Raw genomic sequence first — 14,907 nt, 5'->3', positions numbered from 1 at the left:
TAGTGAGTAATGGAGACACGGGAAATGTGTTTTAAAGCGAAGCGGTTGTTCGGGCTCGCGCTTGGTCCTGTGCTGATGCTGTTGAGTGCGGTTGCGCTGGCTGCCGGCGGCGAAGTGAGCCAGGTGAATATGACGCCGGGTGTGACGGAAGTGGGCAAGGAAATTTATAACCTGCACATGCTGATCCTGTGGATCTGTGTAGTTATTGGTGTCGGCGTATTCGGAGTGATGTTCTACTCCATCTATGCTCACCGTAAATCCAAGGGTCATGAACCAGCTACATTTCATGAAAGCACCAAGGTGGAGATCGCTTGGACGGTTATCCCCTTCTTCATCCTTATCGGGATGGCCTTTCCCGCCACCTCCACACTACTGAAAATCTACGATAACGACGACGCCGAGATGGACGTCCTGGTTACCGGATACCAGTGGAAGTGGAAGTACGAGTATCTCAATGAGCAGGGCGAGAACGTCAGCTTCTTCAGCAACCTGCGTACCAGCCAGAGCGAAATTTACAACGTCGAAGACAAAGGCGAGCACTATTTGCTGGAAGTGGATGAGCCCCTGGTTCTGCCTGCCGACACCAAAGTTCGCTTCCTGGTCACGGCCAATGACGTTATCCACTCCTGGTGGGTTCCTGAGCTTGCGGTAAAGAAAGACGCAGTTCCCGGCTTTATTAATGAAGCATGGACACGCACAGCCCAGGAGGGAGTTTTCCGCGGCCAGTGTGCCGAGCTTTGCGGCAAGGACCACGGCTTTATGCCCATCGTTGTTAACGTGGTGAGCGAGGATGAATACGCTCAGTGGCTGGACACCAAGCAAGCCGAGGCCGCGCAGATCAAGGAGTTGATGGCGCAGACCTTCTCCATGGATGAGCTGATGGAGCGCGGTAAGGCTGTCTATGAGCGCAATTGCCTGGCTTGCCACGGCGGTGGCGGCGAAGGTGGTGTGGGTACAGCGATCGCGGGAAGTGCTATCGCGACTGGCGCTTTGCCCGGTCACCTGGAGATAGGCGTCAATGGTGTACCCGGTACCGCGATGCAGGCCTTTGGTGGTCAGCTGAACGACGTCGATATGGCGGCCGTTATTACCTACCAGCGTAACGCGTTTGGCAACAATATGGGCGACATGGTTCAGCCCATTGACGTCTTCAACTTCAAGAAAGGCTAATCGGAGGAGATAACGATGGGCGATCATCACCACGGTCCTGCGAAGGGCATTACCCGGTGGCTATTTACCACCAATCACAAAGACATCGGAACCATGTACCTGTGGTTCTCATTTGCCATGTTCATTCTTGGCGGCGCATTTGCCATGATCATCCGTGCCGAGCTGTTCCAGCCAGGCATGCAGTTGGTAGAACCTGCCTTCTTTAACCAGATGACCACCCTGCACGGGTTGGTAATGGTATTCGGCGCGATCATGCCCTCCTTCGTTGGCCTGGCCAACTGGATGATTCCGCTGATGATAGGCGCGCCAGATATGGCGCTGCCACGGATGAATAACTGGAGCTTCTGGATCCTGCCTCCTACTTTCCTGATGCTGGCCTCCACACTGTTCATGGAAGGCGGTGCTCCGGCCTTCGGCTGGACATTCTACGCTCCGCTGTCCACTACATATGCACCACCTTCGGTCACCCTTTTCATCTTCTCGGTACACGTGCTGGGCCTGTCTTCAATTATGGGCTCTATCAACATCATCGCCACGGTGATGAATATGCGTGCCCCCGGTATGACCTATATGAAGATGCCGCTATTCGTATGGACCTGGCTGATTACTGCCTTCCTGCTGGTTGCCGTAATGCCGGTTCTAGCCGGAGCTGTCACCATGATGCTGATGGATATCCACTTTGGTACCAGCTTCTTCTCCGCCGCTGGTGGCGGTGATCCGGTCCTGTTCCAGCACATATTCTGGTTCTTCGGCCACCCTGAGGTGTACATCATTATCCTGCCGGCGTTTGGTGTGGTTTCGCAGATCATTCCCGCGTTTTCCCGCAAGCCGCTGTTCGGCTACGACTCAATGGTTTACGCCACCGCTGCGATTGCTTTCCTGTCCTTTATCGTCTGGGCACACCACATGTACACGGTGGGGATGCCGGTAGCAGGCGAGTTGTTCTTCATGTATGCGACCATGTTGATTGCGGTGCCCACGGGCGTGAAAGTATTCAACTGGATCTCTACCATGTGGCGCGGCTCTTTGACCTTTGAGACGCCAATGCTGTTCAGCATCGGCTTCCTGATACTGTTCACTATCGGTGGTTTCACAGGGTTGATGCTGTCCATTGCCCCTGCTGACTTCCAGTATCATGACTCCTACTTCGTTGTGGCTCACTTCCACTATGTGATGGTTGCCGGCGCGGTGTTCTCCATGACGGCTGCTATCTATTACTGGCTGCCCAAGTGGTGTGGCCGTATGTACAACGAGGCCATGGGCAAGACGCACTTCTGGATATCCTTCGTTGGCTTCAACCTGGCTTTCTTCCCGCAGCACTTTGTGGGGCTGGCAGGCATGCCACGGCGTATCCCGGACTACGCGCTGCAGTTTGCGGACTTCAATATGATGTCCTCGATCGGTGCGTTTATCTACGGCGCCTCGCAGATCCTGTTCCTTTACAACGTGATCGCGACTATCGTTTCTGGCAAGCCAACGTCTGACGAGAAAGTCTGGGACGGTGCGGAAGGCCTGGAGTGGACTGTAGCCACCCCGGCGCCTTATCACACCTTTGAAACACCGCCCAGGATTGACCCGGCTCACGCGCACTCCTGAGAGGCCCAAGGCAAGTGATACGGATTAGTGAAAATGCCAATGTCGATACCGTCATCAAGCTGGTGACGGTAGCGATCGGCATGTTTGCTTTTGTGTTCGTGGTCATGGTGCCACTGTATGACGTTTTGTGCGACGCGCTGGGCATCAATGGTAAGACCTCGGGTGAGGCCTACAGCTCTGTGCAGGCTGGAGTGGACGACAGTCGCGAGATTACGATCCAGTTTGTCGCCACTAATAACGAGGGCATGCCCTGGGACTTCGGCCCCAGCGTGACAGTCATGAAGGTGAACCCTGGCGCGGTAAACGACACGGTTTTCCATGCCCGCAATCCACTGCCTGAAGCAATGGTTGCGCAGGCGATCCCCAGTGTGTCCCCGGCCCGGGCCGCTGAGTATTTCCACAAGACAGAGTGTTTCTGCTTTAACCAACAGCCGCTGGACGGTGAGAGTTCGGCGGAGATGCCCTTGCAGTTTATTGTCGACATGGACCTGCCGCGGGATATCCGCACGATCACATTGTCGTACACGATTTTTGATGTAACAGAAATGGCGGGCGGCGTAGCTGTTCGCTGAGGCGCAGGTTGGGGAACCTGCGAATTAACGGAGAAATAAAATGAGTAATCCGACCTCTACCGAGTACGAGAAGTATTACGTACCGGAGCAGAGCAAGATGGCGATCATGGCAACAATTGGCCTGATCCTGTCTATTTTTGGTGCCGCGAGCATCATGAATGACATGACCTTTGGGGACCCCAACGAGTCTACCAATTCGTGGTCAATCTTCTTGTTTGGCCTGTTCTGGTTTGTGGCAACCCTGTTCGCCTGGTTCCGCCAGGCGATCAAGGAAAACATTGCGGGCATGAACAGCGCGCAAATGAAAAAGTCTTATGTGCTGGGAATGTTCTGGTTCATCTTTTCAGAAGTAATGTTCTTTTTCGCCTTTTTTGGCGCGCTTTTCTACGTGCGCACGCTGGTAGGCCCCTGGCTCGCCGGTGAAGGAGATGGCGGGCGCATGAATGGCATCTTGTGGGAAGGGTTTGAGTTTTCCTGGCCAATGGCCCTGACACCGCAGGAAGCGGTCGGTGGAGCGGCGAGTCAACCCATCGCCAACAATGGTTCTTTCACCTCTGCCGAGACCACCATGGCGTTTTCAGAAGCCGCTGCCTGGTACAAATGGCTGCCCTTGTGGAACACCATCATACTGTTGACCTCCAGCTTCACCTGCCACGTTGCCCATATGGGTATCCTCGATGGCAACAAGAAGAAGTTTAATCTGTGGTTGGCCATAACCGTTGCCCTGGGTGTGATCTTTCTCTTTGTGCAGTTCTATGAATATTACGAGGCCTATGCTCACTTCGGCCTGACCCTGAACTCCGGTATCTATGGTTCAACCTTCTTTATGCTCACCGGGTTCCATGGCTTCCACGTGTTTATGGGGATGACCATGCTGGCTATCCAGTTGTTCCGCAGCCTGAATGGGCATTTCACTGCAGATGATCACTTCGGCTTTGAAGCCTCAAGTTGGTATTGGCATTTCGTAGATGTGGTCTGGGTGTTCCTCTTCCTGTTTGTCTATATCCTCTAGACCCGGCAGCCAGAGAAAAAACGCATCCCCGCGTGGGCGGGGGTCCAGAAGAAACGGTTCTGGATCCCCGCCCACGCGGGGATGCCGCGTTAAGGGTTTGACGTTAGCACCCTCTGGTAGCACAGAGCAGGCCGGTGGGGCCCAGGTGGCCCAGCCATGCGACAGCGCCCGGTCTGAACTACTGCGAGCCGGGCTCTGGTCCGGAGATTGGAATAGGCCCGCCATCCCAGGGGTTGCGATGGCCGAGTTTTCCGGTGGCTACGCCGTAGACAATCAGACCCATCAATGCCAGGGCAAGGGTGAGGCGGGCGCCCAGTGAGTGGAAGGTGCGGCGCTTGGTTTTGTCCCCCTGATCCATCATCAGGTAGTAGAATCCACTGCCCAGGCTGGCGACCAGGGCCAGCATCAGAATGATTATCGCTGCTTTTAACAAAAGGAATGCCTCCGAAGGTGAGCATGCATTATAAACCAGCTATTGGCCGCGGGCGTGCAGTGGAGTGCGGGTGATGGCCACCAGGCTTGAATTTGACTTCGAGTGGCGTATTACCCTGTTCACGCTGGCGTTATTGCCTCTGTTGATTTCCCTGGGGTTCTGGCAATTGCATCGGGCTGAGGAGAAGGCGGCGTTGGCCATGGCATTTGAGCAGCAGCAGGCCCGCCCCCCTGCCCCGCTTGCGGAGGTCTGGCAGGCAGATTCTGTGGCCTTAGCTTATCTGCCGGTAGCCCTGTCGGGGCGCTTCAGGGAGAGCGAGTATTTCCTGCTGGATAACCGCATGTCACAGCGGCGTTACGGCAACGAGGTATTGACGGTATTCGAACTGGACGGCGGAGGCCTGGCTCTGGTCAACAGAGGGTGGGTGCAGGCGGACCCGAGTCGCCAGGTAGCGCCCAGCGTGCCACTGGTGCCCGGCACTGTGCGTATTACTGGTCATGTCTATGTCACGCCTGGCCAGCCTTATCTGTTGGCGGATGAGAATCTTCCTGTGCAATGGCCAAAGCAGATTCAGGCGGTGGAAATGGATAAAATACGCTCCGCAGTGGAAACGGATGATGAGCGCCTGTTCCCGTATCCGGTGCGTATAGACGCTAACCAGCCCGGCGCGTTGGCCGTGGACTGGCAGATTATTAATGCTAGCCCGGAAAAGCACCACGGTTATGCCGTGCAATGGTTCGCAATGGCTTTCGCGCTAGCGGTGATATACATACTGCGTAGCAGCAATCTTTGGCAGCTGATTCGGGGCAAGGGCTCCAGGCAAGAGTAAATTATGGAAAACGCTAAACAAGCCAGAAATAATCGCCTGGTTCTACTGACAATAGCCGGCATACCGCTGACCATGATCCTGGCAGCAACCTGGCTGTGGTACTTCGTGATTAACGGTGAGCTCGACCTGGTAGGCGCGATCGGGACTGCCAACAGCGGCCAGCTGGTACAACCGCCACGCCAGCTCGACGATGTGGCGATGACTGAGGATACCGGAGCGGCGATCAGGTACCAGGACCTGCCGCGCAAGTGGTGGCTGTTGATCGCCAACGAAGGCCCTGTTTGTGACCAGGCCTGCGAACATAATCTTTACCTGACCCGGCAGATACACGTCGCCATGGGTAAGGGCTTTAATCGTATAGGTCGGCTCTACCTCAGCGAAACAGTGGCGGGAGACACTCAGCTTGGGGTGACAGAGCTGAGCGACCAACTCCCCGCCCCGCCCAGCTTTGAAGACCTGCTGGCTACTGAGCACCGTGGCACCATCGCACTTGCCCTGGCCGAGGGCAGCTATCGCTCACTGTTTCCTGAGGAGTTAACCAATGACAGTACCTGGTACCTGGTTGATCCGGCTGGCTGGGTGATGATGTCCTACAATGATGGGATTCATTACAAGGATGTGATCTCTGACCTCAAGTTCCTGCTGAAGAATTCCAGTGAGTAAGCGTCCTATGCCAGATTTGCAAAGCACTGACGCGGCCACCTGGCGCGACTACAAGGAGCTGACCAAGCCCAATGTTGTGCTGCTGATGATTCTTACTTCGGCCATCGGGATGTTTATGGCTGTTCCGGGCATGGTTCCGCTGGATGTGCTCATTCTTGGCAACCTGGGCATTGCACTCTGTGCCGGCGCGGCCGCCGCCGTCAATCACCTGGTCGACCAGCGCGTGGACCAGCAGATGACCCGCACGCACAATCGGCCCGTGGCGACGGGTCGTGTGGGCAACCTGCAGGCGGCAGCGTTTGCGCTGATAATCGGCGGCCTGGGGATGACCATCCTGCTGGTATTCATCAACCCGCTAACTGCCTGGCTGACCCTGGCCTCCCTGGTCGGGTACGCCTTTGTTTACACAATGTTCCTCAAGCGCGCGACGCCGCAGAATATCGTCATTGGCGGGCTTGCGGGTGCGGCCCCTCCCCTGCTCGGCTGGACCGCGGTAACTGGACATATCCATGGCCACGCCCTCCTCCTGGTATTGATAATCTTCGCCTGGACGCCACCCCATTTCTGGGCCCTGGCGATTCATCGCCGGGAAGAATACGCCGCAGTGGGGATTCCCATGTTGCCGGTCACGCACGGCGTGGCTTTCACCAAGTTGCAGATACTGTTGTACACCATCATCATGTTCCTGATTACGCTTATGCCCTATGCCACGCGCATGAGCGGCCCGCTCTACCTGCTTGGTGCCGTGGTTCTGGGTGGCGGCTTCCTCTACTGGGCTATTGAGTTGATGCGCGGCAAAAACCCCAAGGCGCCTATGGAAACCTTCAAGTATTCGATCATTTACCTGATGGCGCTGTTCGTAATAATGCTGCTTGACCACTATATTTTCCCGGTGAGTACCCTATGAGCGATTCCAGTGGCCGCCCGCGGCGCCAGACCCGTAATATCAGGCTGACTGTCTCTATTGTTCTCTTGTTTATTGCCGTGATTGTCGGTGGATTCGTCTATCGCATTCAGCAACCACGGGTGATGACCCCTGCAGAAATGAAGGTAAACGGCCTTTATTTGCTGCAAACGCCAAGAAATTTCGGAGAACTAAAGCTGATTGACCATCATGGCGAGGCGTTTGGGCGGGATCGCCTTGAAGGACGCTGGAGCCTGGTGTTCTTCGGCTTCACATACTGTCCGGATATCTGCCCCACGACGATGGCTTTCCTTGACACGTTCATGGCACAACTGCAGGGCACGGAGGCAGAGGATACGCAGGTGGTGATGGTGTCAGTAGATCCAGCGCGAGATACTGTGCAGCAACTAGCGGAGTACATTCCGTATTTTAATGACGACTTTATCGGCGTGACCGGGGAGTTTCTGGATATCCATCGCTTCGCGACAGCGTTAAATACGCCCTTTCGGAAAGTTCCAGGGCAGGAAGCGAACTATCTGGTGGACCATAGTGCCAATGTGGTACTTATAAACCCACGGGGCGACTATCATGGCTTTTTCAAGACCCCGCTGGATCAGGCGAAGATGAAGGTAACCTTCCGCTCCGCCCGGATTCTCTGGGAAAAGGGCCTGTAGTAAAGGCGCCTGTACTTAGTAAGCGCTTGCTACCTTCTCTGTCTGCCTATCCGCAATAGGAGCTTTGCTGCCCTCTTTCCTGGCGAGCGCCCTGCCCAGGAGCTTGCTAAGCTCGGCGCCTGCGTCCTCGGCGACCGCCGCAAGTAAATCGCTGATTTCATACTGCGTTCTATAGTGGTTGGTGCCATATGACGTTGCACCGGACGTGGCCAGTGCGCCGGGTACAGGGGTGCTCGGCAGGTTAGTGATGCCCTCATGGGCCTGTAAGTGAAGGCTGCCCAACAGGGCGACTGCTGCAAGTGAAGCGGTGATGTAGGTTTTCATGGTGCTGCTCCCAGTTTGTTACCGATTGTTACGCCGGCACCAATGCGCCGGATCACCTGCTCCCTGCCAGTAGCCTGAAGAGCCTGTGTCATCACGACTAATTGGCCTAAATTGATGTCATGTGTCGCCAAAAGTCGATAAAAACTGAAAAATGGTCACGGCTTCAATGCTGGCTGGGTAGCTGCGCGGCGGCTTTCCCAGGGGTAACAATAGTGTGGTAAGAAGTATCGCCTTCTAGCTGTCGCTGATTGGGGTTACCCTTGCATGGCAATTTGCAACCGGATCGGCTTTAATCGCGGTACGCGCGCGTCGGATGCCCCGGGCTCTCGGCGTGTACTTTCCCTGTCTGTGTTCTAGCGTTGACCTATGTCCAAGCAAGCCTCTCCCATCGTGCTCGTTGACGGTTCGTCCTACGTCTTTCGGGCGTTTCATGCGCTCCCTATGCTCACCACGTCCAGTGGTCACAACACCGGCGCTGTGCGCGGAGTGATCAGCATGTTGCGGAAGCTGTTGGCCCAGTACCCCGGCTCACCGGTGGTCGCGGTATTCGATGCCAAGGGCACAACTTTCCGCAGCGATATTTATCCTGAGTACAAGGCGAATCGACCGCCCATGCCCGATGAACTTCGGGAGCAGATAGAGCCTATACACGCCATCGTCCAGGCGATGGGCTTGCCGTTTCTCTGTGTACCAGGCGTCGAGGCTGACGATGTGATCGGCACGCTGGCCCGGCAGCTTAGCGAGCAGGGCAGGGATGTGGTGGTGTCCACCGGTGACAAGGATATGGTGCAGTTGGTGAACAAGCACACCACCCTGGTCAACACGATGACTGATACGGTATTGGACGAGGCTGCTGTCGAGGAGAAGTATGGCTTCTCTGCGGATCTATTTATCGACTTTCTTGCCCTGATGGGCGACAAAGCCGACAACATTCCCGGTGTAGCCGGGGTCGGTGAAAAAACAGCGGCGGGTCTTATCAAGGGGCTGGGCGGGCTTGAAAGTATTTACAGCTCTCTGGAAAAAGTGGCAGACCAGCCATTTCGCGGCGCAAAGAGTCTGGCACCAAAACTGGAAGCAGAGCGGGCTAATGCCTTGCTGTCACACGAACTTGCCACCATTAAAACGGATGTGGAACTAAACCTGGCCCCGGAAGAACTGGTTAACGGCGTACCGGACCGGGAGGCACTGGTCGACTGGTTCACGCGGATGGAGTTTCGCGGGTGGCTGGACGAGCTATTGGCGGAGGGTGAGGTAGCGACAACGGCGGAGCAGGTGGAGACCGACTATGAGATTGTTACCACCCAATCGGCGCTGGACAGCTGGATAGAAACACTGCACGAGGCCGGGCTGTTTGCCTTCGATACCGAAACCACCAGCCTCAATTATATGGAGGCCCAGATCGTTGGTGTGTCCTTTGCAGTCGAGGCGGGGAGGGCGGCCTATGTGCCGCTTGCCCATGATTACCTCGGCGCGCCCGAGCAACTGGACCGGGCCGATGTGCTTGCACAGCTAAAACCGCTGTTAGAGGACCCCGATCAGGCAAAGGTGGGGCAGAATCTGAAATATGATGCCAGTGTGCTGGCCAACCATGACATCACCCTGCGCGGCATCGCCTATGACACCATGCTTGAGTCCTATGTGCTGGACTCCACTGCCACTCGTCACGACATGGACAGCCTGGCGCTGAAATACCTGGGGCAGAACACCATTCATTTCGAAGACATTGCCGGGAAGGGTGCAAAGCAGCTGACGTTCAACCAGGTCAAAGTGGAAGAGGCGGGGCCATATGCAGCCGAGGATGCAGATATCACCCTGCGCCTGCACCAGGCGCTGTGGCCAAAGCTGGAAGCGGAGCAAAGCCTGGCTAGTGTATTCAGGGACATTGAGTTGCCGCTGGTTTCAGTGCTGTCAAAAATTGAAAGGCAGGGGGCGTTGATCTCTGCCGAATTACTGCATAAACAAAGCGGTGAACTGGGAAAGCGGCTGGAGGAGCTAAAGTCGCAAGCCTACGATCTGGCCGGACAGGAGTTCAATCTCGGCTCGCCCAAGCAACTGGGGGAAATCCTGTTTGAAAAATTGAACCTGCCGGTCATCAAGAAAACCCCCAAAGGCGCGCCCAGCACGGCGGAAGATGTGCTGGTGGAACTGGCGCTCGACTATCCGCTCCCGAAGTTGCTTCTGGAATATCGCAGCCTGTCCAAACTCAAGTCTACCTATACCGACAAGCTACCGGAGATGGTGAATGCGCGTACGGGCAGGGTGCATACCTCCTACCATCAGGCGGTGGCCGCCACCGGTCGCCTGTCGTCCTCAGATCCGAACCTGCAGAACATTCCCATTCGCACGGAGGAGGGCAGGCGAATTCGACAGGCCTTTGTGGCGCCAGATGGCTACCGCATCGTTGCCGCTGACTACTCACAGATTGAGTTGCGCATCATGGCCCACCTCTCTGCCGATGAGGGCCTGCTCAAGGCGTTCAAGGAAGGACAGGATGTCCACCGGGCAACGGCCTCCGAGGTCTTCGAGGTCGACCTTGAGGAAGTGTCCGGAGATCAGCGACGCAAGGCTAAGGCGATCAACTTCGGCCTGATTTACGGCATGTCAGCGTTTGGCCTGGCCAAGCAGTTACACCTGGGGCGAAGTGAGGCCCAGGAGTATATTGACCGGTACTTCCAGCGTTATCCTGGCGTTGCTGAGTATATGGACCGTACCCGCGCACTTGCCAGGGAACAGGGTTACGTGGAGACAATGTTTGGCCGTCGACTGTATCTGCCGGAAATCAATGCCCGCAATAAGATGCGGGTACAGGCGGCCGAGCGCACCGCGATCAACGCGCCCATGCAGGGCACTGCTGCGGATATTATCAAGCGTGCCATGCTGGCCGTCGATGAGTGGCTGGAGCGGGGCGATGCGGATGCGAGGATGATCATGCAGGTGCATGACGAACTGGTGCTGGAAGTTGCCACTGCTCAAGTGGATGCCGTGAGCAGTGAGTTGTGTAGCTTAATGGCTGGCGCCGCAGACTTGTCTGTGCCGTTACTGGTGGAATCTGGCGCCGGTAAAAATTGGGACGAGGCGCACTAGTCCTGATGCCATTGCCTGGGGTCCAGGCGATAGTAGTCGACGAGCTCGGCGAAGAGGTCTGGCCGGGTTTTGTGCAATGCGTGGGGTCGCTCGAAAAACGTTTCGGTTGCCACCGCAAAGAACTCTGCCGGGTTGGTGGCGCCATATTGGTCCATTACCGTGGCCTGATCGCGGAAGGCGCGCGAGCGTAGATCATCGAAGTTCTCGCTGAACACCCTGGCCCATGACTGGTAGCTGTTGCGATGCAGTGGCGGTGCACCATTGGTCGACCCGGAAAGCCCGTCCAGCTGGTGGGCGAACTCGTGCAGTACGACGTTGTGGCCATCGCTGAAGTCGGCGGCACCCTTTTCAACATCATCCCAGGAAAGTATGACCTTGCCATTGCTCCATGACTCACCAAGCAGGTGATGATCCTGCTGGGCCAGGGTGCCGTTGTCGAGGACTGTTTCACGGTCCACGCGAAAGCCGGCTGGATAGACCAGTACCGACATCAGAGAGGGATACACAGGGGAGTTCTGGTTGAGCAGGAGCAGGCAGGCCTGGCCGGCAATGGTGACGCGTATCTCATCGGTAAGCTCCAGTCCGGCGCAACCGTAGAAGTCTTTTTCCGCCAGGAAAAGCTGGATGAGTTGGTGTAGCCGGTCGCGCTCTGCCGGGGAGAGGGCAGCATACACAGGCAGGTTGTTGGTGAGCGTTTCTTTCCATGACAGGGGGAAACGCCGCCGACGGATCAGTTTGTCCCGCCAAAAAGTCTGGTAGATAAACAGGCCGACGCCAACGGCGCAGATCAGTAAAAAAATAAGTGACGCCGTGTCCATAGGAATTTTCCATTTGTGCTGAACTTTTATCACTATGCCCGGTCATATTTCGGGTAGCAAACGCTACTATCCCTGAAAAGGTTCGTCCCCACGGACCTTTGCGAGCAAGTCTCTTTCCCCAGAGACGTTAGTTGCCCGGTTGCCTTCCCCTAGAGGCAACCGGGTTTTTTTTGCCTACGCATGAGAGGTGCGCCCGTGGGAGGCAGCAAGCCGGTAGCCATGTGCCTGGTCCCCAGGTGACTGACCACCCACCCGCGGTATCTACCCGTTCCAATGACCAGCCAGGGGAGGCTAAGCGTCCGCGATGTCCTCATCGTCATAGACACTCTCATCCGTCAGCCAGTTATTGAGTACCTGTATTAACTGCTCATGCCCGGTGTGCTTGAGTGCCGAGAATAGCTGTACGCTGACCAGCTCCTGGTGAGCCTGCATCGCCTTGCGCACCGCCAGCAGGCTGTTATTGGCGGGTCCTTTCTTCAATTTATCTGCCTTGGTGAGCAAAATGTGTACGGGCATGTGCGCTGTAAGCGCCCAGTTCAGCATTTGTTCGTCGAAAGGCTGCAGGGGGTGGCGCACATCCATGAGCAGAATCATGCCGCGCAGGCACTGCCGCTTGGCCAGGTAATTTTCCAGTTGCCGGGTCCATTCTTTCTTCACGGCAACAGGTACTTTGGCGAAACCGTAGCCGGGTAGATCAACCAGGCGTTGCGTGGGAGTCAGCTCAAAGAAGTTGATCAGCTGCGTGCGACCAGGGGTTTTGGATGTCTTGGCGAGCTTCTTGTTGTTTGTTAAGCTGTTGATTGCACTCGATTTTCCGGCATTTGACCGGCCGGCGAAGGCGACTTCCCAGCCTTCATCCGGTGGACACTGGTTGAACCGGGCGGCGCTGGTCAGATACTGTGCCTGGCGATAATCCGGCGCTGCAGGGGCGATCATTTGATCCTCGTCAGTCATTGTGAGGTATTGCCTTTTTAGGAGTGAGTATCTCGTATATAATGCCACAGCTTTTTTCGACTGTTATCAATTGCTTGCGAGGCGCTAATGTCTCGAAACCAACCTGGAGGTCCCGCATGAAAAAGATGATCGCTGCTGCCCTGATGCTTGTTGCCACTGGCGCCATGGCTGAACTCGACATGGCTAAGTACAACAAGAGCTGTGCTGTTTGCCACGCAACCGGTGCTGCGAACGCGCCCAAGACTGGTGATGCCCCCGCCTGGGAGCCGCGCATGGCCAAAGGTATGGACGTCCTCGTAGCCTCAGTCAACAATGGCCTCAACGCGATGCCGCCCAAGGGTATGTGTTTTGACTGCTCTGACGAAGACTACAAGGCCATGATCGAATATATGGCCAAGCCCGCTGAGTAAGCAGGCAGATTCATTTCGCTATCCCTGGAATCATCATGAAGAAAGTTGTAATTCTTGCCAGCCTGTTGATGGGCTGGACCCAAATTGCCTCTGCGCAGATGGGCGACGCCGCCGTCGGTAAAGAGATGGCTGTAACCTGTAGCGCCTGTCACGGTGCAGATGGCAACAGCGCGGTGCCCACGTTTCCGAAGCTTGCGGGCCTGGGTGAAAAATACCTGCTCAAGCAGCTGAAGGACATCCGCGACGGTGCCCGGCCCGTGCCCACCATGGTAGGTCAGGTGGACAACATGTCTGATCAGGACCTGGCCAATATCGCTGCATTCTACGCTGCGCAGCCTCGCTCTGGTGGTCAGGCTGACCCGTCGCTGGTCGCGCTGGGCGAGAAGGTTTACCGTGCGGGCGTTGCAGAGCGTAACGTCGCAGCCTGCTCGGCCTGCCATTCCCCCACGGGTAAAGGCAACGCCCCGGCCGGTTTCCCGGCGCTGGCTGGTCAGCATGCGGACTACATAGCCGCGCAGTTGCGGTCCTATCGCAAGGGCTATGAAGATGAATCGGGTCGCACCAATGATGGTGATATCATGATAATGCGTACTAATGCGTTCGGCCTTTCCGATAAGGAAATCGATGCGGTTGCCAGTTACGCTTCAGGTTTGAAGTAACCCGTCCCGTGTGAAGAAAGGTGGCACTATGCCGCCTTTTTTTATCCCCGAACGAACGCGGCGCCTTTTTCACTGTCTCAGTGGGGCGTGAGTTAACGAGGAGAATGACCACAATGCTAAAGCGTGTTTTACTGACCCTGTCACTACTTACACTGCCGTTCGCTGCGCAGGCGGAAGACGTTTATGTGGCGGGTAAGGATTTTGATGTTATCAACCCTGCCATTCGCACCGCCGATCCGGACAAGATAGAAGCGGTGGAGTTTTTCTGGTACGGCTGTGGGCACTGCTACACCTTTGAGCCTGTTTTGGCGCAGTGGAAGAAAACACTGCCTGAGGACGTGACGTTCCGCGGCATTCCCGCCATGTGGGGTGGCGCCATGGAGCTTCACGCCAAAGCCTATTATGCATCGCGAGCCCTGGGCGTTGAGGAGAAGATGGACCAGGTGATCTTCCAGGCCCTTAACGTGGACCGCAAGCAGCTGCGCACAGACGGAGAAATTGCCGAGCTGTTTGTACAGAACGGGATCGCCGAAGAGGACTTTTACAAAGCCTACAATTCTTTTGGCGTTGGCAGCCAGGTGAGCCAGGCGAATGCGACCGCGCGTGCGGCGAAGATTACCGGCACGCCGGCTATGATGGTGAACGGGAAGTACCTTATCGGCCCACGCAAAGCAGGAAGCACGGCAAATATGCTGAAAATTGCGGACTTCCTGATCGCGAAAGAGCGCGCCGCCAAAGAGAGTTAATAGCGGTTACGTAAACCAGCCCGGCCAGAAGCCGGGCTTTTTTGTGCGCGTTTTTCGGG

Annotated in this window: 16 protein-coding genes; 12 read left to right on the top strand and 4 right to left on the bottom strand. The window is 56.1% G+C overall.

Translation table 11 applies throughout. The annotated features are described in order from the left end of the window. Nucleotides 1-24: 24 nt before the first annotated feature. Genes coxB through C0039_RS01650 form a run of 4 tightly spaced genes read left to right on the top strand, consistent with a single transcriptional unit; the run spans nt 25 to nt 4,350 of the window. The gene (gene coxB, locus C0039_RS01665) at nt 25-1,170 is read left to right on the top strand and encodes a cytochrome c oxidase subunit II (protein WP_101517061.1); all 1,146 of its coding nucleotides are present in this window, start codon (nt 25-27) and stop codon (nt 1,168-1,170) included. Nucleotides 1,171-1,185: 15 nt separating this feature from the next. Next, nucleotides 1,186-2,766 (top strand): cytochrome c oxidase subunit I, encoded by a 1,581-nt coding sequence (gene ctaD / locus C0039_RS01660; protein WP_075999714.1) that lies wholly within the window; start codon nt 1,186-1,188, stop codon nt 2,764-2,766. Nucleotides 2,767-2,780: 14 nt separating this feature from the next. After that, nucleotides 2,781-3,338: a cytochrome c oxidase assembly protein gene (locus tag C0039_RS01655; protein ID WP_075999713.1), complete on the top strand. Its 558-nt coding sequence runs from the start codon at nt 2,781-2,783 to the stop codon at nt 3,336-3,338. 40 nt (nt 3,339-3,378) lie between these two features. Next, complete coding sequence (locus C0039_RS01650; RefSeq protein WP_075999712.1) at nt 3,379-4,350, top strand: cytochrome c oxidase subunit 3; 972 nt, start codon at nt 3,379-3,381, stop codon at nt 4,348-4,350. Between the two features lie 178 nt (nt 4,351-4,528). Here the strand turns inward: C0039_RS01650 and C0039_RS01645 are convergent, their stop codons facing one another. After that, a complete protein-coding gene (locus C0039_RS01645) occupies nt 4,529-4,783 on the bottom strand; it encodes a DUF2909 domain-containing protein (protein WP_075999711.1) in 255 nt (84 codons plus the stop codon). Nucleotides 4,784-4,856: 73 nt separating this feature from the next. On the opposite strand from C0039_RS01645, the gene C0039_RS01640 reads away from it, so the two are divergent. The 4 genes from C0039_RS01640 to C0039_RS01625 are packed head-to-tail and all read left to right on the top strand — an operon-like array spanning nt 4,857 to nt 7,853. Then, complete coding sequence (locus C0039_RS01640) at nt 4,857-5,612, top strand: SURF1 family protein (protein ID WP_075999710.1); 756 nt, start codon at nt 4,857-4,859, stop codon at nt 5,610-5,612. 3 nt (nt 5,613-5,615) lie between these two features. After that, on the top strand, nt 5,616-6,275 hold the full coding sequence (locus C0039_RS01635; protein WP_075999709.1) for a hypothetical protein: 660 nt from the start codon (nt 5,616-5,618) through the stop codon (nt 6,273-6,275). Between the two features lie 7 nt (nt 6,276-6,282). Continuing rightward, complete coding sequence (gene cyoE / locus C0039_RS01630; RefSeq protein WP_075999708.1) at nt 6,283-7,182, top strand: heme o synthase; 900 nt, start codon at nt 6,283-6,285, stop codon at nt 7,180-7,182. Beyond that, complete coding sequence (locus C0039_RS01625; RefSeq protein ID WP_075999707.1) at nt 7,179-7,853, top strand: SCO family protein; 675 nt, start codon at nt 7,179-7,181, stop codon at nt 7,851-7,853. The genes cyoE and C0039_RS01625 overlap by 4 nt, the downstream gene beginning before the upstream one ends. A gap of 15 nt (nt 7,854-7,868) precedes the next feature. Here the strand turns inward: C0039_RS01625 and C0039_RS01620 are convergent, their stop codons facing one another. After that, the gene (locus C0039_RS01620; protein WP_075999706.1) at nt 7,869-8,177 is read right to left on the bottom strand and encodes a hypothetical protein; all 309 of its coding nucleotides are present in this window, start codon (nt 8,175-8,177) and stop codon (nt 7,869-7,871) included. Between the two features lie 366 nt (nt 8,178-8,543). Between C0039_RS01620 and polA the strand changes: the two genes are divergently transcribed. Then, nucleotides 8,544-11,261 (top strand): DNA polymerase I, encoded by a 2,718-nt coding sequence (gene polA / locus C0039_RS01615; RefSeq protein ID WP_075999705.1) that lies wholly within the window; start codon nt 8,544-8,546, stop codon nt 11,259-11,261. On the opposite strand, the gene C0039_RS01610 is transcribed toward polA, so the two are convergent. Further along, the gene (locus C0039_RS01610) at nt 11,258-12,079 is read right to left on the bottom strand and encodes a M90 family metallopeptidase (RefSeq protein ID WP_075999704.1); all 822 of its coding nucleotides are present in this window, start codon (nt 12,077-12,079) and stop codon (nt 11,258-11,260) included. The two genes, polA and C0039_RS01610, sit on opposite strands and share 4 nt — an antisense overlap. 291 nt (nt 12,080-12,370) lie before the next feature. Beyond that, nucleotides 12,371-13,033 carry a ribosome biogenesis GTP-binding protein YihA/YsxC gene (gene yihA, locus C0039_RS01605; protein ID WP_232334915.1) on the bottom strand — a complete coding sequence of 221 codons (663 nt, stop codon included), beginning with the start codon at nt 13,031-13,033 and terminating at the stop codon, nt 12,371-12,373. Nucleotides 13,034-13,149: 116 nt separating this feature from the next. Here yihA and C0039_RS01600 point away from each other — a divergent pair, with 116 nt between their 5' ends. The 3 genes from C0039_RS01600 to C0039_RS01590 all read left to right on the top strand — a co-directional run bounded on the left by C0039_RS01600 (nt 13,150) and on the right by C0039_RS01590 (nt 14,848). Further along, complete coding sequence (locus tag C0039_RS01600; protein ID WP_075999703.1) at nt 13,150-13,443, top strand: c-type cytochrome; 294 nt, start codon at nt 13,150-13,152, stop codon at nt 13,441-13,443. 35 nt (nt 13,444-13,478) lie between these two features. Beyond that, complete coding sequence (locus C0039_RS01595) at nt 13,479-14,102, top strand: c-type cytochrome (RefSeq protein WP_075999702.1); 624 nt, start codon at nt 13,479-13,481, stop codon at nt 14,100-14,102. Between the two features lie 113 nt (nt 14,103-14,215). Continuing rightward, nucleotides 14,216-14,848 (top strand): thiol:disulfide interchange protein DsbA/DsbL, encoded by a 633-nt coding sequence (locus C0039_RS01590; RefSeq protein WP_075999701.1) that lies wholly within the window; start codon nt 14,216-14,218, stop codon nt 14,846-14,848. The last annotated feature ends 59 nt before the right edge of the window (nt 14,849-14,907 follow it).

This window comes from Pseudohalioglobus lutimaris (genome assembly GCF_002866825.1).
Classification (GTDB): Bacteria; Pseudomonadota; Gammaproteobacteria; order Pseudomonadales; family Halieaceae; genus Halioglobus; species Halioglobus lutimaris.
This window is presented reverse-complemented; position numbering and strand designations above follow the sequence as displayed.